This is a genomic window from Streptococcus mitis, from assembly GCF_946190115.1.
Taxonomy (GTDB): domain Bacteria; phylum Bacillota; class Bacilli; order Lactobacillales; family Streptococcaceae; genus Streptococcus; species Streptococcus mitis_CO.
This window is the reverse complement of record NZ_CAMHZG010000002.1, coordinates 12,476-31,774: the sequence shown is the minus strand read 5'-3', so window position 1 is coordinate 31,774 and position 19,299 is coordinate 12,476. Positions and strand designations below refer to the sequence as shown.

Annotated in this window: 16 protein-coding genes and 1 pseudogene; 2 read left to right on the top strand and 15 right to left on the bottom strand. The window is 41.8% G+C overall.

What is annotated here, in order from left to right; all coding sequences use genetic code 11:
• Positions 1 to 151: 151 nt before the first annotated feature.
• From N8L90_RS01120 to N8L90_RS01110, 3 genes are all read right to left on the bottom strand, one after another.
• Positions 152 to 1,081, bottom strand: a complete 930-nt coding sequence (locus tag N8L90_RS01120; protein WP_261023854.1) for a peptidase U32 family protein — start codon at positions 1,079 to 1,081, stop codon at positions 152 to 154.
• 548 nt (positions 1,082 to 1,629) lie between these two features.
• The gene (locus tag N8L90_RS01115; protein WP_261023853.1) at positions 1,630 to 3,267 is read right to left on the bottom strand and encodes a hypothetical protein; all 1,638 of its coding nucleotides are present in this window, start codon (positions 3,265 to 3,267) and stop codon (positions 1,630 to 1,632) included.
• Entirely contained in the window at positions 3,248 to 3,997 is a 750-nt protein-coding gene (locus tag N8L90_RS01110; RefSeq protein ID WP_000569183.1) for an ABC transporter ATP-binding protein, read from the bottom strand. The genes N8L90_RS01115 and N8L90_RS01110 overlap by 20 nt, the downstream gene beginning before the upstream one ends.
• 178 nt (positions 3,998 to 4,175) lie before the next feature.
• On the opposite strand from N8L90_RS01110, the gene N8L90_RS01105 reads away from it, so the two are divergent.
• Positions 4,176 to 5,630: an alpha-amylase gene (locus N8L90_RS01105; RefSeq protein WP_261023852.1), complete on the top strand. Its 1,455-nt coding sequence runs from the start codon at positions 4,176 to 4,178 to the stop codon at positions 5,628 to 5,630.
• A gap of 347 nt (positions 5,631 to 5,977) precedes the next feature.
• On the opposite strand, the gene alaS is transcribed toward N8L90_RS01105, so the two are convergent.
• From alaS to budA, 10 genes and pseudogenes are all read right to left on the bottom strand, one after another.
• On the bottom strand, positions 5,978 to 8,596 hold the full coding sequence (gene alaS, locus N8L90_RS01100; protein ID WP_261023851.1) for an alanine--tRNA ligase: 2,619 nt from the start codon (positions 8,594 to 8,596) through the stop codon (positions 5,978 to 5,980).
• Between the two features lie 21 nt (positions 8,597 to 8,617).
• Complete coding sequence (locus N8L90_RS01095; RefSeq protein WP_261023850.1) at positions 8,618 to 9,103, bottom strand: LURP-one-related/scramblase family protein; 486 nt, start codon at positions 9,101 to 9,103, stop codon at positions 8,618 to 8,620.
• Between the two features lie 274 nt (positions 9,104 to 9,377).
• Positions 9,378 to 9,629: pseudogene (locus N8L90_RS01090) on the bottom strand (hypothetical protein).
• Between the two features lie 148 nt (positions 9,630 to 9,777).
• Entirely contained in the window at positions 9,778 to 10,848 is a 1,071-nt protein-coding gene (locus N8L90_RS01085; protein ID WP_261023849.1) for an ABC transporter substrate-binding protein, read from the bottom strand.
• Complete coding sequence (locus tag N8L90_RS01080; protein ID WP_000712742.1) at positions 10,845 to 11,618, bottom strand: ABC transporter permease; 774 nt, start codon at positions 11,616 to 11,618, stop codon at positions 10,845 to 10,847. The genes N8L90_RS01085 and N8L90_RS01080 overlap by 4 nt, the downstream gene beginning before the upstream one ends.
• On the bottom strand, positions 11,615 to 12,421 hold the full coding sequence (locus tag N8L90_RS01075) for an ABC transporter permease (RefSeq protein WP_000753801.1): 807 nt from the start codon (positions 12,419 to 12,421) through the stop codon (positions 11,615 to 11,617). The genes N8L90_RS01080 and N8L90_RS01075 overlap by 4 nt, the downstream gene beginning before the upstream one ends.
• Positions 12,402 to 13,559: an ABC transporter ATP-binding protein gene (locus N8L90_RS01070; protein WP_000742913.1), complete on the bottom strand. Its 1,158-nt coding sequence runs from the start codon at positions 13,557 to 13,559 to the stop codon at positions 12,402 to 12,404. Before N8L90_RS01070 ends, N8L90_RS01075 begins: the two co-directional genes overlap by 20 nt.
• A gap of 159 nt (positions 13,560 to 13,718) precedes the next feature.
• Positions 13,719 to 14,624: a UDP-N-acetylmuramate dehydrogenase gene (gene murB / locus N8L90_RS01065; protein ID WP_000116175.1), complete on the bottom strand. Its 906-nt coding sequence runs from the start codon at positions 14,622 to 14,624 to the stop codon at positions 13,719 to 13,721.
• Positions 14,625 to 14,735: 111 nt separating this feature from the next.
• Positions 14,736 to 15,488 carry a YhfC family intramembrane metalloprotease gene (locus tag N8L90_RS01060; RefSeq protein WP_261023848.1) on the bottom strand — a complete coding sequence of 251 codons (753 nt, stop codon included), beginning with the start codon at positions 15,486 to 15,488 and terminating at the stop codon, positions 14,736 to 14,738.
• A 9-nt stretch (positions 15,489 to 15,497) separates the two neighbouring features.
• On the bottom strand, positions 15,498 to 16,229 hold the full coding sequence (budA, locus tag N8L90_RS01055) for an acetolactate decarboxylase (RefSeq protein ID WP_000360311.1): 732 nt from the start codon (positions 16,227 to 16,229) through the stop codon (positions 15,498 to 15,500).
• Positions 16,230 to 16,370: 141 nt separating this feature from the next.
• Here budA and N8L90_RS01050 point away from each other — a divergent pair, with 141 nt between their 5' ends.
• The gene (locus N8L90_RS01050; protein WP_261023847.1) at positions 16,371 to 17,642 is read left to right on the top strand and encodes an aminotransferase-like domain-containing protein; all 1,272 of its coding nucleotides are present in this window, start codon (positions 16,371 to 16,373) and stop codon (positions 17,640 to 17,642) included.
• 20 nt (positions 17,643 to 17,662) lie between these two features.
• On the opposite strand, the gene N8L90_RS01045 is transcribed toward N8L90_RS01050, so the two are convergent.
• Complete coding sequence (locus N8L90_RS01045; RefSeq protein ID WP_261023846.1) at positions 17,663 to 18,478, bottom strand: ABC transporter substrate-binding protein; 816 nt, start codon at positions 18,476 to 18,478, stop codon at positions 17,663 to 17,665.
• A gap of 158 nt (positions 18,479 to 18,636) precedes the next feature.
• On the bottom strand, positions 18,637 to 19,290 hold the full coding sequence (phoU, locus tag N8L90_RS01040; protein ID WP_049531464.1) for a phosphate signaling complex protein PhoU: 654 nt from the start codon (positions 19,288 to 19,290) through the stop codon (positions 18,637 to 18,639).
• Between the last annotated feature and the right edge of the window lie 9 nt (positions 19,291 to 19,299).

The following is a 19,299-nucleotide window of genomic DNA, read 5'->3' as shown; positions in this document are numbered from 1 at the left end:
TGGGATAATTTTCAAACATAAGAAGGTCACTTTTCTTAAAAATCTCAGTAAGCCGAGCATCCTAGCCTGCTGATTTTTGAAAATGGTGAGGAAACAAGAAAAATTGAGAGAAGAAATTTTAAATCTTCCTTCTCTCAATGAATCATTTACTTTATTTAACCATATCAGGATCGTAGTCATAGAATCCTGTATCAAGGAATCGGTTTTTAGGGTGAAGTTTACGAACTTCTTCATCCAGAAAGAAGGCTTGGTCATGGCTAAAGTTTCCCTCTTGAATCAAGCTACGCGCTTGGATAAAGAGTTTTGCAATCTCAACAAAGTTCTGACCAGGAGTGTAGAGCCCTTCTAATTTCCAGTGAGTGAAACCATACTCCACCAATTCTGTCAATTTAGTCATCAAATCAAGGTCATTGTTGGCAAAAATGTGGGTACCATGATTATCTTCAAAAATGGAATAATGGCTCTCAGGATCACTTGGCTCAGCCAAGAAAAGGTCACGCTTGCGAGTCTTTTCATCATCGATATGCGTAAAGTTATAATAGTTTTGCAAGAGCGGACGCTTAGAATGATGGATGACACTAGCTCCGTAAACCAAAACTTCAGCAGGAATTTCCAAAATCTCTGGCATTTTGAAGAGTTCAGCAGATGGAATTTCACGCGCCAAAACAGCCTCAGAAGCACCAGCTTTTTGTCCCCAGAAGTTAATCTGACGACTACTTGTCACCATAGTTGAAGCATCATAGATAGTCTTGAAAGAATAGCCATCACGATTGACAACGTAAAAGACACCTGCATCCCCAATCGTAATGTAGTCTGTCTTAATTTCTTCCAAAAAGTCTAAGAAAGGCTTGATACGGTCCATCATATCTTGGTGCATGAGGGCATTGACTGCAACGATCAATTCCTTACCAGCATCATGGACCAACTTAGCGATTTCACGCAATTGGTCATAACTAAAGGTTGTCGGCAGGCGAAGGCCAAAATCTTTCTCACCGACATAGATACGGTCTACGCCAGCTTCGAGCAGTTGTTTAACTTGTTCAATACTTTCAGCAGTTGCTGTAATGATAATCTTTTCCATAAGAAAAATTATACCACATTTCTCCAAAATCAGCCAAGACTTATCAGAGTTTTACAAATAGGAATTATTTCAGGCTAACTTCTCAAAGTGGGATTTAGTCTAATACTCTTCAAACCACGTCAGCTTTATCTGCAACCTCAAAGCGGTGCTTTGAGCAACCTGAGGATAGCTTCCTAGTTTGCTCTTTGTTTTGCATTGAGTATAAAACAGATTTTTATAAGAATAACTAGATAAAGGTAGACCCGGAAGTATAAGAGAGTTCGCCAGTAACAATTTACTTTGTACACTATCCATAAATAGCAAACATCTCAAGCTCCATTAATCTTCACATCATAGATAAAATCTAGTACCAAATTTAAGCAATTGATGCTATAGGATTTATACATTGTTAAAAATTTCTAGTCGTTTTGTTCTTATGATAAGAAAAATGGCATAGAAAAACGAGTATATCCAACTACGGAAATGCTCGTTTTTTTGCTAGTTAGAAGTGGTTTTTTGCTCAGCTTCATTTCTTTTTATAAAATGTATCAAGCAAGCGACCAACTATCTCATCTTTTTTCTATTTCTGTCAATATGCGTGAAAGGTAGTAATGATAGCCAAAAATAGCAAGAGCAAGCAAGAGGATAAGAACTCCTACTCCCAAGCTGATGGCAAGGACAGGGGCGAGAGAGCGAACCAAGAATAAGCTCCCTATTACAAGGGCCATTAAGATTGCACTATAAATAAAAATCAAAACAATTGCGACTATACGATTTGAACGGTTCACCAGGTCCGTAATGTTACTCCAATTTGTTGACAAATTTTTCACGTCCTTAAGGTAATGGTGGCAAGAAAGGATGACACTGGCAAGGATCCAGACTACAAGAAGATAAATCATCGAAAGGATGGGCAAGCCTAGATATAGAGAAAGGCCAAGTAAAGTCAGAACTGGTAAAAAGGACTGGACAGCAAATATAATCCAAAATTTCACTTTCACATAACGAGCAAAGTCAAAGGGTAAACTCTTCAGAAAATCAACATTTTCCCTCTCCAAGGACAAGGAAATTGAATGCAGGCTGGTGATATTGTTATTGACAACTGCTATAAAGAGAGCTATAAAAAACAAGGGTAACCAGTATGGAGGATGAATGTCTGGAACTATCTGAGAATCTCGGATGTTGGAAATCAGACCGATCATCATGAGATAAGGAAGAAAAGCACTTGTAAAAAGCACTGTAATCACGCCAGTTCCCTGTCCCAAGAGGGTGAGGTGGTAGCGTAAAACCATACGGAAAAAGCCCTTTTTATTAGTAGTTGAAATTCTCTCCTTATTGCGACGTTCTTTCTTGACCTTCTCCTCACTGTTAAGCAGAATCACGTCATAAAAATGAGGAAGAACCTTCTTTTTGGTCAGGTAAAGCAAGAAAACAGTTAAAGCTATCCAAGCTAACAGACCCAGTATGGCTTCTGTCGAAAAAGGAGCCACTGCTATTTTGTAAAAGATATGAAGAGGATAAAGGAGAAATGGAATGTCTCTAACTTTGTCAACAATACTTCCAAAAGTCGACTGTAGAAAGAGGACAAATATTAAAGGTATGAGAACCCCTATCCCAATCATCACATTCGAAAAAATAGACTGATACTTTCTGAAGACCGTAGTCTGAGCCAAGAAATGTACTGCCACTACCATCACTAAAGTAACAGAGACAAATAATAAGGCCAAGGACAGCAGCATCAAAGGCAAGCCCAGCCAAAGAGAAGGAGCTAGCCTAATATAGAGGACTAGAAAATAAGCTAGGATTGGTACAATTCCAGCTAGAGCTGGCAAGAGAACAGACAGTCCTTTAGCAATTATAATCTCTGATTCTTTAAAGGCATAGGGCCTATACGATGCCAAGTCCTTACTCTCATAAAAGACATTGTAAAATGCAGTGAAAGAAGTTGAAAAGGCAAGCACCAGTAAAATAGCAACCATGCTACTAAAAAAACTTGGCATTTCCTCAAAAGGAAAACGAAAGGCTATATTTATAAACATGAAAAGCATCAAGAGACTTGAAAAAATGTAAGAACTTAGGACTCTAGCGGAAACATTTACTTTTTTCCCAGGATTCTTAGCCTGCTTCTTTCGTAGGTTAGCCAGATTCGCTTCTTGAGATGAATAGAGGATATTGATATCAACTAATTTTTTAATGACCTTGAGACGCATCTGAAACCTCCTCTTTTCTACCAGCAAGGCTAAGGTAGATACTTTCCAAAGACTGGTCTGGGTGGTCTTTTCTCAAGTCCTCTACACTACCACAATAAATCAAATGTCCCTTTTTCAAAATAGCAATCCGATCACAGACTTGCTCAGCTACCTCTAGCACATGAGTTGAAAACAAAACTGTCTTGCCTTTTTGTGCATGTTCCTTCATCATTTGCTTCAAATCAAAGGCGGCCTGGGGATCCAAACCAGTCAAGGGTTCGTCCAAGACCCAAATATCAGGATCAGACAAGAGTGCTCCGATGACAAAGACTTTCTGACGCATTCCGTGAGAAAGGGTTTCAATAACCTGATAGCGATTTTCAGCAAAATCAAAAACGTTCAATAGCCTAGCTAGACTAGCCTCCAAGTCAGAGCTAGTCAAATCGTAGGATGAGGCGATCAATTCCCAAAATTCATTGGCCGTTAAGCGTAAAAATAAGTCAGGCGAGTCTGCTACGTAGCCAATCTTTCGTTTAATAGCCAAGCGATTTTCCGATAAATCCTGACCGTCTACCAAAATACGACCACTGCTGGGCGAAATGATACTGACTAGGGATTTTATAGTGGTCGATTTTCCAGCCCCATTATGGCCAATCAAGCCCATAATCTCCCCATTTTCAATCTGCAAATTGAGATTGCTCAAAGCCTCTTTATCACCATACAACTTACTAACATTTTGAAATTCAATCATGGGATGACTCCTATCTTTATCTATATTACATACTGTTATACTAGCACTTTGATACAAAAAAATCAATACTTTATTTTAAGTAGTTAAAATAGTTTCCTTCTATCTTATGCAAACGTTGGCGCTAACCAATACTTTATGATAGAATAAAGAACAAGATTGACAAGTAAGAGGAAACATCATGCAAAATCAAACACTCATGCAATACTTTGAATGGTATCTGCCCCACGATGGTCAGCACTGGACGCGTCTGGCTGAAGATGCTCCACACCTAGCTCATCTGGGGATTAGCCACGTCTGGATGCCACCAGCTTTTAAGGCAACCAATGAAAAAGATGTCGGCTATGGTGTCTATGACTTATTCGACCTAGGAGAGTTTAACCAAAAAGGTACTATCCGCACCAAGTATGGTTTCAAAGAAGACTATCTTCAAGCCATTCAAGCCCTAAAAGCACAGGGAATCCAGCCTATGGCCGATGTGGTACTCAACCACAAGGCTGCTGCTGATCACATGGAAGCCTTTCAGGTTATCGAAGTGGATCCTGTAGACCGTACAGTTGAACTCGGAGAACCCTTTACTATCAATGGCTGGACTAGCTTTACCTTCGATGGTCGCCAAGATACCTACAATGACTTCCACTGGCACTGGTACCACTTCACAGGTACAGACTACGATGCCAAACGCCGTAAGTCTGGGATTTATCTGATCCAAGGGGACAATAAGGGCTGGGCCAACGAGGAATTGGTCGATAACGAAAACGGTAACTATGACTACCTCATGTATGCCGACCTAGACTTTAAACATCCTGAAGTTATCAAAAATATCTACGACTGGGCAGACTGGTTCATGGAGACGACTGGTATTGCTGGTTTCCGTTTGGATGCCGTTAAGCACATTGACTCTTTCTTCATGAGCAATTTTATCCGCGATATGAAGGAAAAATACGGTGAGGATTTCTATGTTTTTGGTGAATTTTGGAATCCCGATAAGGAAGCCAATCTAGACTATCTTGAAAAAACGGAAGAACGCTTTGACCTTGTCGATGTTCGTCTCCACCAGAATCTCTTTGATGCTAGCCGAGCAGGTTCCAACTATGACCTTCGTGGTATTTTCACAGATAGCTTGGTTGAACTCAAACCTGACAAGGCGGTGACTTTTGTCGACAACCACGATACCCAACGAGGACAGGCTCTTGAGTCTACTGTTGAAGAATGGTTCAAACCAGCAGCCTATGCCCTCATTCTGTTACGCCAAAATGGCCTTCCATGTGTCTTTTACGGCGACTATTATGGGATTTCAGGGCAATATGCTCAACAAGATTTCAAAGAAGTCCTTGACCGCCTCCTAACCATCCGAAAAGATTTGGCCTATGGAGAACAAAATGACTACTTTGATGACCCTAACTGTATCGGTTGGGTACGTTCAGGTGCTGAACATCAATCCCCAATCGCAGTCCTTATCTCAAATGACCAAGAAAACAGCAAGTCAATGTTTGTCGGCCAAGAATGGGCTAACCAAACCTTCATAGACTTACTTGGAAACCACCAAGGTCAAATTACAATTGATGAGGAAGGTTATGGACAATTCCCAGTCTCAGCAAGATCTGTAAGTGTCTGGGCAGCCAATACTATCTAATATAGTGGATTGAAATAAAATGTGAACAAATCGATTGGCTGCTTTCAATGAATTTCTAAAAATGAATTAGAAGTCATATTATACTATTCTAACTTCAATCCACTATAGTTCATAATTATCAAGCCAGGTCCAATCGGATTTGGCTTTTTTGTAGTCATAAAAAGACCTACCCAAATGGATAGATCTTTATACTCAATGAAAATCAAAGAGCAAACTAGGAAGCTAGCCGCAGGTTGCTAAAAACACAGTTTTGAGGTTGTAGATAAGACTGACGAAGTCAGTTACCTATACCTACGGCAAGGTGAAGCTGACGTTGTTTGAAGAGATTTTCGAAGAGTATTACTTGATTACAATTTACCTGCTACTGTATCCAACAATTCTTGGATTTTAGCTTGGTTGCTTCCTCCTGCCATGGCCATGTCTGGTTTACCACCACCACGTCCATCGACGATTGGTGCCAATTCTTTAACAAGGTTTCCTGCATGAAGGTCTTTTGTCTTACTTGCTACAAGAACATTGACTTTGTCACCGATAGCAGCAACTAGGACAAGAAGATCAGAGTAGTCTTTTTGTTTCCAGTTATCCGCAAAAGTACGAAGGGCACCTGCATCAGATACAGACACTTGGCTAGCAATGTAACGGTGACCGTTGACTTCCTTAACGTCCTTGAAGATATCGCCTGCGGCTGCAGCTGCGGCTTTTTCTTTCAACTCAGCATTTTCTTTTTGAAGTTGACGAAGTTGTTCTTGAAGTCCTTCTACCTTGTGAGGTACTTCTTTAAGTTGAGGTGCTTTAAGAGTTGCTGCGACAGCTTTAAGAGCATCTTCTTGTTCGCGGTAGGCTTCAAAGGCTTCCTTACCAGTCACTGCCAAGATACGGCGAGTTCCTGATCCGATACCTTCTTCTTTGACAATCTTGAAAAGACCAATTTCAGAAGTGTTGCCAACGTGGGTACCACCACAAAGCTCGATAGAGTAGTCACCGATAGTAACAACACGGACTTCTTTACCGTATTTCTCACCAAAGAGAGCCATAGCTCCCATTTCCTTGGCAGTGTCAATATCCGTTTCAACTGTCTTCACTTCAAGAGCTTCCCAGATTTTCTCGTTGACTTGCTGTTCAATGGCACGCAATTCTTCTGCAGTTACTGCTTGGAAATGAGTAAAGTCAAAGCGAAGGAATTCAACTTCGTTAAGAGATCCTGCTTGTGTTGCATGATTTCCAAGGATATTGTGAAGGGCAGCGTGAAGCAAGTGAGTCGCAGTGTGGTTTTTCATAACACGGTGACGACGATTTGTATCGATTGCCAGCGTATATTCTTGGTTCAAGGCAAGCGGTGCAAGAACTTCAACTGTGTGAAGAGCTTGTCCGTTTGGTGCTTTCTGAACATTTGTCACAGCAGCCACGACCTTACCTGACTCATCCAAGATTTGTCCGTGGTCAGCGACTTGTCCACCCATTTCAGCGTAGAATGGAGTTTCCGCAAAGATAAGTGAGGCAGTTCCTTCTGACACAGCTTCTACTTCTGCATTGTCAGCCACGATAGCTACCATTTTAGAAGACAATTGGCTAGCATTGTAGTTGAAGACACTTTCTACAGTGATGTTTTGAAGGGTTTCATTTTGCATCCCCATTGAGCCACCCTTAACAGCTGAGGCACGCGCGCGCTCTTGCTGTTCTTTCATGGCTGCTTCAAAACCTTCACGGTCTACAGTCATCCCAGCTTCTTCAGCAATTTCTTCAGTCAATTCAACTGGGAATCCATAAGTGTCGTAAAGTTTAAATACATCTGAACCAGCAATGACAGATTGACCTTTTTCTTTCAAGTCAGCTACAATGCCTTGGGCAAAGTGTTGACCTGAGTGAAGAGTACGCGCAAATGACTCTTCTTCGCTCTTAACGATTTTTTCGATAAAGTTATGTTTTTCAAGCACTTCTGGGTAGTAGCTTTCCATGATTTTTCCAACAGTTGGAACGAGTTTGTAAAGGAAAGGCTCGTTGATACCCAATTTTTGACCATGCATAGAAGCACGACGGAGAAGACGACGAAGGACATAACCACGACCTTCATTTCCTGGAAGGGCACCATCACCGATGGCAAATGAAAGAGAACGGATATGGTCAGCGATAACCTTGAAGCTCATGTTGTCGCCATCTTGGTCGTAGACCTTACCAGACAATTTCTCCACTTCACGAATGATTGGCATGAAGAGGTCTGTTTCAAAGTTTGTCTTAGCTCCTTGGATAACGGCCACCAAACGCTCCAAACCAGCACCCGTATCAATGTTCTTGTGTGGCAGTTCCTTGTATTCGCTACGAGGAACAGCAGGGTCTGCGTTAAATTGTGACAAAACGATGTTCCAGATTTCAATATAACGGTCGTTTTCAATATCTTCTGCAAGCAGGCGAAGACCGATATTTTCTGGGTCAAAAGCCTCTCCACGGTCAAAGAAAATTTCTGTATCTGGTCCAGAAGGTCCCGCACCGATTTCCCAGAAGTTGTCCTCGATTGGAATCAAGTGACTTGGGTCCACTCCTACCTCAATCCAGCGGTTATAAGAATCTTTATCATCTGGATAGTAGGTCATGTATAGTTTTTCAGCAGGAAAATCAAACCATTCAGGGCTTGTCAAAAGCTCATAAGCCCAAGTGATCGCTTCGTCACGGAAGTAATCCCCGATAGAGAAGTTCCCCAACATTTCAAACATAGTATGGTGACGTGCAGTCTTCCCTACGTTTTCAATATCGTTGGTACGAATAGCCTTTTGGGCATTGGTAATACGTGGATTTTCAGGGATAATAGTCCCGTCAAAGTATTTCTTAAGGGTTGCTACCCCAGAGTTGATCCACAAAAGAGTTGGGTCATTTACAGGAACCAAGCTCACTGATGGTTCTACAGAGTGACCTTTGGTCGCCCAGAAGTCAAGCCACATTTGGCGTACTTGTGCACTAGATAGTTGTTTCATATTGTCTCCTTATTTACTTGTTTAATGTGATTGACTTTCCAGCATTTCCACATAGTCAATCGCGACACAGAGGGAAATGACTAGGTCTGCATAAGAGTCTTCAAGAACCGTTACGGTATAGGTAGAGGTCAGATGGAAGAGTTCCTTCTTAATTTCCGCAATCAGCTGATCGCGATCATCCAGCAATTTGAAATTCAAATCCCAGATATTGCCCTCGATACGAAGCCCCAGATTATCAAACTCATACTTATCTCGCCAGAAGGTCAACTTCTTACGAATGACAAAACTCGAGCCATCTCGAAGCTGAATCTCAAAACGAGGAAGCAAGGTCAAGATTTCTTTACTGATCTGACTGACCTGTTCACCATTAGCATCATATATGGTAAAGGTTTTAGGAATCTTAAAAAATGATCCCTCTACCTGATAGGCGATTTCTCCCCTGTCATCCTTGATAGCGAAGCGTTCGCCTCCAAGACGAAACTTTTGTTTGACAAGAAATGTTTTCATCAACACCTCCAAAAATCAAAAGACAAGCTCATATCACGAAGGGCGAAAAACCGCGGTACCACCTTCATTCAATGAACTTGTCATTCTCTTGTTCTTATGCAATTGTTAAATTGAGTAGCATGACTTCCTAGCTTAGATGGCTCGCAGCACCGCCATTTCTCTGGACTAAGACTACTGAAAATCAATTCTCAACTTTCTTATTATAACGTTTTTTTAAGCTTGCGTCAACTGGAAATCATCTCCATTGAATCAGACCAATTTCCTGTATCTTTGATTACTCTTTCAGAATATATTTTTTCTTACTGCCATCACTCTTTTTATCCCAACTTTTATCCCAAAGTTTCGAATTGCTAAATATAGCTACGCAAATATTTGCAAATATAAAGTTTCCTATCACCAAATATATAGACTCAGTTGTTAGGTATTGTCAATCCAAACCATCCTTTAAATGGAATAGTATAGCTGTTTGATTAAAAGTCAAAAAGGTTGACCAAAAACTTTTTTTGAAAAAAGTAGACATTTTTATTATTTGTTGCCGCTTTCTGTAAGGTTAAGCTTAGTATACTACTGGGCAAGCAAATAAGCAACTAGAATAGAAAAAGATATGGCTGTAAAAACTGACTTCTATTAAAAAACGAACCAGCTTGACTGATTCGTTTTATGACTTCTAACTCCTACTTCCGATACATTTTAAACTGTAGGAAGAGGTCGCTATATTTACCTGTCCATTTATGGTCAAATTTCTCATAAACTTCTAGGTGTTTCATAGTTTCAGCATCTGGATAGAAGGCTTTATCTTCTTTTTTCTCCTCTGGGAGCAGTTCCTTAGCTGGTAGGTTTGGTGTTGAATAGCCGACATACTCCGCATTTTTAAGAGCATTTTCAGGTTTCAACATAAAGTTGATAAAGGCATAGGCTGCATCTTGGTTTTTGACTGTTTTGGGAATGACCATGTTGTCAAACCAAAGGTTGCTGGCCTCAGTCGGTACCACATAGCGTAGATTTTCGTTTTTTTCTAGCATTTGGCTGGCTTCACCAGAGAAGGTCACGCCGATAGCAGCATTGTCCTGAATCATGTAGCCCTTCATCTCGTCGGCAACGATAGCCTTGATATTTGGAGTCAGCTTGTAGAGCTTGTCCACTGTCTCTTCCAACTGCTGGGTATTCTTGGAGTTGAGGCTGTAGCCTAGCGAATTGAGTCCCAGTCCCAGTACCTCACGCGCCCCATCAAAGAGCATGATAGAGTTCTTATACTCTGGCTTCCAGAGGTCATCCCAATGCTCAGGCGCCTCATCTACCATGGTTTCATTGTAGACAATTCCCAGGGTTCCCCAGAAGTAAGGGATGGAGAATTTATTGCCTGGGTCAAAGGACTGGTTGAGGAACTCTGGTCCGATATTTTCAAGACCTTCAAGTTTTGAATAGTCAAGCGGTACCAAGAGGTCTTCGTCCTTCATCTTGTTAATCATGTATTCACTAGGGATGGCAATATCGTAGGTCGTTCCACCTTGCTTAATCTTGGTATACATGGCTTCGTTGGAGTCAAAGGTCTCGTACTGGACTTGGATTCCTGTTTCTTCTGTAAACTGAGTCAAGAGTTCTGGATCGATATAGTCCCCCCAGTTGTAGATAACCAATTTTTGACTATCTCGGCTATTGATTTTACTATCTAAATGCGTCGCAATTCCCCACAAGACGAGGATAATCGCTACAATTCCTGCTAAAAATGAATAGAGTTTTTTCATGCTTGCTCCTCCTTCTCACGTGAGATAAAGTAATATCCAACCACTAGGATAATACTAAAGAGAAAGACAAGGGCAGACAGAGCATTGATTTCGAGCGAAATCCCCTTGCGAGCACGAGAGTAAATCTCGACTGACAGGGTTGAAAAGCCATTTCCCGTTACAAAGAAGGTCACAGCAAAGTCATCTAGCGAATAGGTGAAGGCCATGAAATAACCTGCAATGATAGACGGAGTCAGGTAAGGAAGCATGATTTCCTTGAACATCTGAAATTGACTGGCACCAAGGTCATAGGCCGCATGAATCATGTCACCGTTCATTTCCTTGAGTCGAGGCAAGACCATCAAGACCACGATAGGAATGGAGAAGGCCACGTGACTAGATAGAACGGTCAAAAAGCCAAGTGAAAACTTGAGTTGAGTAAAAAGAATCAAGAAGCTGGCACCAATCATAACATCAGGCGCAACCATGAGGATATTATTAAGTGAAAGAAAGGCTTCTTGGTATTTCTTACGAGACTGATAAATGTAAATAGCACCGAAAGTCCCGATAATGGTCGCAATCAAGGCTGACAAGAAGGCCAAGAAAAAGGTCTGAGTCACAATCAACATGAGGCGGCCATCGCTAAACATGGTTTTAAAATGGCTCAGGCTAAAGCCTGTAAAGCTGTTCATGTCGTTTCCTGCATTAAAGGCATAACCAATCAGGTAAAAAATAGGCAGGTAGAGGACAAGAAAGACCAGTCCCAGGTAAAGGTTGGCAAATTTTTTCATCGTTCTCTCCTTTCCTTGGTCACCCACATGGTAATGAACATGGTCAGGATGAGAATCACACCGATGGTAGAACCCATACCGTAGTTGTCATTGGTCAGGAAGTTCTGCTCAATGGCTGTACCTAGTGTGATAACGCGGTTCCCACCAATCAAACGAGTCAGCATGAAGAGACTCAAGCTTGGGATAAAGACAGACTGAACCCCACTTCGCACACCATTCATAGACAGAGGGAAGATGACATGACGGAAGGTTTCCCACTTGGTCGCACCGAGGTCATAGCTGGCATTGATGAGATTGTTGTCCATATCATCCAAGACATTAAAGATTGGCAATATCATAAAGGGAAGCTCGATGTAGCTTGCGACAAAGATAAAGGAGAAATCGGTAAAGAGTAACTGCTGTGAACCAATTCCGATAAATTCCAAGAATTGGTTAATAGAGCCATTCTGACCAAAAATCCCGATAAAGGCATAGGCTTTGAGGAGCAAATTGATCCATGTCGGCAGGATAATCAGCATGAGCCAGAGTTGACGGTGCTTGAGACGGGTCAAAAAGAGGGCTGTTGGATAGCTGATAAGCAAGGTCACAAAGGTCACAATTCCTGCATAGAGTACAGAGTTGAAACTCATTTTTAGGTAGGTCAAGTTTTGTGACGCAAAGTAAGATTTATAGTTTTCTAAGCTAAACTGGCCTTCAATGTTGAAAAAGGATTGACCGAAAATCAGGACCAAGGGTGCGAGCACAAAGAGGGCAATCCAGAGCATGTAGGGCACTACAAAGAGTTTAGAGCTTGTTTTCTTCATCTCTTTCCTCCTCGATTGCATTGATCAGACCTGCTTCTTGCTCTTCAATTTCCACGTATTCTTCGATACGAGCATCGAACTCTTCCTCGGTTTCGTTGAGACGCATGATATGGATGTCTTCTGGTTCAAAGTCCAGACCGATTTCCTCACCCACAATGGCCTTGCGAGTTGAGTGGATCATCCATTCATTTCCAAGTTCGTCATAGGCGATAATCTCATAGTGCACCCCACGGAAAAGTTGAGTATCCACCTTAACTTGGAGCTTGCCTTCTTCAGGAAGGGTAATCCGCAAGTCCTCTGGACGAATAACAACCTCAACAGGTTCATTTGGCTTCATCCCACCATCGACCGCTTCGAAGCGTTTGCCGTTAAACTCAACCAAGTAGTCCTCAATCATGGTTCCTGGTAAAATATTTGACTCGCCGATAAAGGTGGCAACGAAGTGGTTGATTGGCTCATCATAGATATCTACTGGCGTTCCAGACTGGACGATTTCCCCATCATTCATGACGAAAATCCAGTCACTCATGGCAAGAGCTTCTTCCTGATCGTGAGTAACAAAAACAAAGGTGATTCCCAATCGTTGTTGCAGTTCACGCAGTTCATACTGCATGTCTGTTCTTAATTTCAAGTCCAGCGCTGATAAAGGTTCGTCCAACAAAACCACACGGGGTTGGTTAATGATGGCACGGGCAATAGCCACACGCTGACGTTGTCCTCCAGAAAGTTTACGAATGGAACGTTTTTCGTAGCCTTCCAACTGAACCATCTTGAGAACTTCCGCTACGCGTTGCTCGATTTCTTTCTTGTCAATTTTACGCAAGCGAAGTGGAAAGGCAACATTTTCAAACACATTCATATGTGGAAACAAGGCATAAGATTGGAAGACCGTATGCACATCTCGCTTGTTGGTTGGGATATCATTGATGCGGACACCGTCTAGCATGATATCTCCTGTCGTCGCATCCAGTAAACCTGCGATAATGTTTAGGATGGTTGATTTTCCTGAACCAGATGCGCCTAGAAGGGTATAAAATTTCCCCTCTTCCAACTCAAAGTTGATGTCTTTGAGAACCTTGGTGTTGCTGTCTTCAAAAACTTTAGAGACGTTTTTGAATTCAATAATTGGTTTTTTCAATTGTCATTTATTCCTTCTTTTTCATAGATTAACAGATCAGGGCTCTGTCAGGCCGCCACTACCTCGTGTAGGAGATTGAACTGCCTACATACATCTGCACTAACGATAGGCTTTCACCTCCTTTCCATGACATAGCAGCAGCTTTTTAGCTAAAGCTTCCTACTTGCTTTCACCTAAGATACGGACTTCTCTTTCAAGCGTGATACCTGAGTGTTCCTTGACTTTTTCGATAACAGACTCAATCAAGTCTTCGTAGTCTTTAGCCGTTCCATCTGCAACATTGATCATAAATCCTGCGTGCTTTTCTGACACTTCTACGCCACCAATACGATAGCCTTTCAAGCCAGCTTCTGAAATTAACTGACCTGCAAAATGCCCTACTGGACGCTTAAAGACCGAACCACAAGATGGGTATTCTAAAGGTTGCTTGAGTTCACGTAGGTGCGTCAAGCGGTCCATTTCTTGCTTGATAACCTGATGGGTTCCTGGAGCAAGGGCAAATTTAGCTGACAAGACAACTGCACCAGACTCCTGAATGGCTGAGTGGCGGTAACCAAAAGCCAAATCTTTGGCAGACAGGGTCTCGATTTCTCCATCCTTGGTCAAGACCTTACAAGACTGCAAGATGTGGGCAATCTCGCCACCATAGGCACCTGCATTCATAAAGACAGCGCCACCAACGCTCCCTGGAATGCCACAAGCAAATTCAAAACCAGTCAAACTATGACGAAGGGCAATGCGAGTTGTTTCAATCAAGTTAGCACCAGCTTCTGCTTCAATAGTATAGCCATCAACAGAAACATTATTGAGCTTGTCACACAAGATGACAAATCCACGAATCCCACCGTCACGAACAATGATGTTACTAGCATTTCCAAGAACCATCCAAGGAATATTTTCTTGGTTGGCAAATTTAACAACGCGCGCCAACTCAAAACGATTTCGTGGAAAGACCAAATAATCGGCCTCTCCACCTACTTTTGTATAACTATAGCTATGCAAGGGTTCTTTAAAACGGATATCAATTCCTTCTAAGATTTCAAGCATTTTTTCTCTTACAGACATGTCACTCTTCCTTTTACAAAATTCATTCCATTATACCATTTTTAAGACCATTTGACGACCCTAAAAAGACCTTGTTTGGATTTTGCATAAGAAAAAGAGGTTCCCCCCTTTTTATGATTTTTTACAAAAGATTGCCTTTGTTCCATAGGCAACCAGAACGAGCTCTAGTGCTAGGACAACTTCCACCAAGACTGGATTGGTTAACCAGCCAACTTGGACAAGAGATGGTGCCAGGTCAAAGAAGGCATGTAGTCCATAGGCTGCTAGGAGATAAATCCATTTCTTCTGACGAACAGCTTGATAAACCCAAACAGTCAAGAGTAATTGGAAACCTAGCGCCAAGATTCGCTCAAAAGCAAGCAAATAAATCTGCCAGACTGATAGCGACTGAATAGTTTTCAACATATTTTCAGACAGTAATTGCATGACCTGTGGATCCTGCGTTTGAACTGCTGAGAGAACGAAGTAGAGATTAAGCAAACTAGTAAGACCTAGGAAAATCAACTCCAAGCCACCATGCCCTAACCCATAGGCCAAGGCGTCTGCCTTTTCCAAACTTCTCTTTTTCTCCAACCATTTGAAGAAAATAAGACGAGCAGTTTCCTCAAAAAATGCTGCCATGGCTAGGCCATAGATGATATAGACAAGCGGATGATCTTGCAAGAGGGCAACACTACCGTCTTTTTGAGGATGCAAAACCAAAATATGCACCAGTTTTTCCAAAATCTGTGAAGAGACAAAGAAGGCTACAGCCCCCAAGCCCAAAACAGCTAAATTAATCTGGTATTTCTTTTTGGCATACAAAACGCTCCCTATCAAGAAAGCCAGCAACAGCACCATGGTAATGATAATATGAATGGTCATTTTCTTCTCCTATTCTGCCTTTTCAATATCTTTTTTCATCTCGTCAACATTAAACTTAGCAAACAAGTATTGACGGTCTTGGACTGGGAAACGTTGGTCCAACTGGTCAACTGCTCCCACCTCGATAATGCCTTCCTTGATGACAAAGTCCATGACATGCCCACCGAAGGTCAAGTCATCTGAGATGAAGTGTAGATGATAGCCTGCCACACTGACACCATGAAAAATCTCTGGCGTCCAGAAACCAACAATGGTTCCTGCCACATTGTCACGACTATATTCAGGTTGATGGGTTGCGACATCAGCAAACTTGGTATCTGGTGTCGACTTGGGAATCATGCGCACATGCATATGTGAAAATTCACCGCGAATCTTGATAGAGCGGAAAAGATTTTCCCCATCATAATAAGACTCGATTCGCTCTTCCAATTCCTTGTCCGTCATCTCAAAGCGCTGGCGGAAAATGACTTCTGCCTGATGCGGTACTACTGCTGCGTAAGGAATAAGGGCATCTGGTGACACTTCTACAATTTCCGGTTGCTCTCCTGATCCCTTAGCCTGATAAGCCTTGCCATCCAAGACAATCAATTCCCCATCAATGGAATCCAAGGTTCCCAAACCAAGGTCACCATGCTCTAGTAATTCTCCCACTGTCATGGTACCACCATAAAGGCCTGCCATCAAGGCTCCAAGGGTATTGTATTGAAATAATTTCACTGGTTCCTGCACGTTCTTATCCATTCACTTTCTTGTCTGTTATTCTATAAATGTTACTCCTAAGTATACCACATTTAGCTTTATATGTGAACGAGAGAAACACCCTAGACATTGCCAAGAAAGAAAAAAAAAGGTACAATGTAACAAAATCAAGGGAGGTCTGGAATGAAGAAACAAAGCAAGTACCAAGAGGTCGTTTCCTATCTGAAAAATAGTATCGAGACTGGACGTTTTCCAACGGGAAGTCGCCTGCCTTCTATCCGTCAACTAAGCCTTGACTTTCACTGTAGCAAGGATACTGTCCAACGAGCCCTACTGGAATTACGGCACGAACAATACCTCTATGCCAAGCCCCAGAGTGGCTACTATGTCCTAGAACAAGGGCAACACCAGGATCTAGAAATCGAAGTCACTGACGAACATGCCAGCGCCTATGACGATTTCCGACTCTGTGTCAATGAAACCTTGATTGGCCGAGAAAACTACCTTTTTAACTACTATGACAACCAAGAAGGATTAGAAGACCTAAGACAGTCCATTCATAAACTCCTCTTTGACCAAGCCCTCTACTGCAAGGCTGACCAACTGGTATTAACTTCTGGAACCCAACAAGCCTTGTTTATCCTCTCTCAAATATCCTTTCCTAGCCAAGCCAAGGAAATCTTGGTGGAACAGCCGACCTACCATCGGATGAATCGCCTCTTGATTGCTCAAGGTCTGGACTATCAAACGATTGAACGAGGCATTGATGGGATTGACTTGGAGGAACTGGAAGGCCACTTCAAAACAGGAAAAATTAAGTTTTTCTATACCATTCCTCGATTCCACTATCCCCTAGGCCATTCCTATTCTGAGCAGAACAAACGGGCTATTCTTGACTTGGCTGCCAAGTATGGAGTCTATATCGTAGAGGACGACTATCTGGGGGATTTGGACTCTAAAAAGGGCCAGAGCTTCCACTATCTAGATACAGAGGAGCGCGTCATTTATATCAAGTCCTTCTCAACCAGCCTCTTTCCAGCCCTGCGGATAACAGCACTCATCCTTCCAAATGCTATCAAAGAAGACTTTGTGGCCTACAAAAATATCCTAGATTACGACAACAACCTCATCATGCAAAAGGCCCTGTCACTCTATATTGACAGTCAATTATTTGAGAAAAATCGGCTAGCTCGCTTATCCAATCAGGAAGACTACCAAAAACAACTCGAGGACAGACTAGCTAACACTCCTTGTCCCCTTCCTCACTTTCCCCTACACGATGGTTTATTGCTAGACCTCAGACAGTATCCTAAAATCGCCAGCCTCAAACACAGTCAGCTGAAATTGGACTTCTTTGAGGAGGCTTACTTGGATACCTGCCCTTATCAATTTGCCAAGGTGTCCTTAGAAAATCTGGAAAAGATTTTAAACTATTTAAAAGCAGAATTGGAATGACTTCCAACGCTGCTTTTTTCTTATTCTTCAACTTCTCTTAGACTTGCTGCCTTTTCAAGATAGCTTTGGTAGGTGCCGTCATCCTTGAGTTTTTGGATAACCTTGTCCACCACTTCTTTCAAATCAGCACTATTTTTTCTAAGGGCAACTGCATTGGCTTCGCCGTCCTTCATCTTCAAGCTGACAGTTGCTACAGCTAAGTCTGCATTTTTAGCAGCATAGCTAAGAGCAACAGGCTCATCCATGTGAACAGCATCTACTTTTCCAGCCTGCAATTCATTGACAGCTTCACCCATATTAGCTAGGGAAGTCAATTGAGTTTTTGGCAATTGTTCCTTGACCATTGATTCTGGAACAGTTCCTTTTTGGGCTGCAATATTAGCACTTTCAAGGCTAGTTAAATCCTTGTATTTTTCTACATCAGACTTACGAACCAAGAAACTAATCTTGTTTTCATAGTAAGGGATTGAAAAATCAAAGACTTCTTTTCTCTCATCAGTAGCACTAATTCCTGCGACAGCTAGGTCAGCCTTACCAGTTTGAAGGCTGGTCAAAACATTGTCAAAACTCATACTTGAAATTTCCAACTTCACCCCAAGTTCATCAGCGATAGCTTGGGCCATATCAATATCCGCACCGACTACCTGGTTTTTTCCATCAACTAAGGATTGGAATTCAAAAGGTGCATAGTCAGGACTAGTCGCCACAACTAATTTCCCCTTTTGCTTAATGGCCTCAACAGCTGACTGAGAACCATTAGAACCCGACTGGCAAGCTACTAAAAAGAAACTTGCAAGAAAACTACATAAAACAAATATCCATTTTTTTGATTTCATAAATAAACAACCTCTCTGTTAATTTTGTATAATTATAACGCTATCCAAGTTACTTGTCAAGTGTTTTTTTGAATTTTTATCTTAAAAATATTTTTTTCATTCAAGAAAAGGAGCTATCAGTTGATTTCAAGCTCCTTTTTATACAGAATGAACCTGTTTTATAGTTCGACAATCTTACCTGTTTCAAAGTAAACAACCCATTCACAGATATTTTTAGCATAGTCTCCAATACGTTCCAAGAAGGCAATCACTTGGAAATAATCACGACCTGTAACAATGGCATCAGGATTTTTCTTGATTTCTTCTGTAGCCAAGTCACGAATGCTATCAAAGTAATGGTTGATTTTTTCATCCATAGCTGCTACCTCATAGGCCTGATCCACTGAACCATTGAGATAGAGTTCCAGGGCGGCTTCAACGAAGTTTTTGACATCGCGCCCCATTCTCTTGATTTCTTCTTCAACAGCTGGGATACGTTGCTCACCCTTCATACGAATTGTCGCTTTGGCAATGGAAACGGCATGGTCCCCCATACGTTCCAAGTCAGATACAGCCTTCAAGACGGTTAGAACTGTACGCAAGTCTTGAGAAACTGGTTGTTGAAGGGCAATCATTTCAAATGATTTCTTTTCCAATTTCACTTCGTATTCGTTTACTTCTGCATCGTCTTCGATGACTTCCTTGGCCAAATCACGGTCATGCGTAACAAAGGCACGCACTGTACGATTGATTTGGGATAGCACTTCTTGTCCCATAGCGTAGAACTGGTTGTGCAATTTCTCTAAATCTTCTTCAAATTGAGAACGTAACATCATTTATCT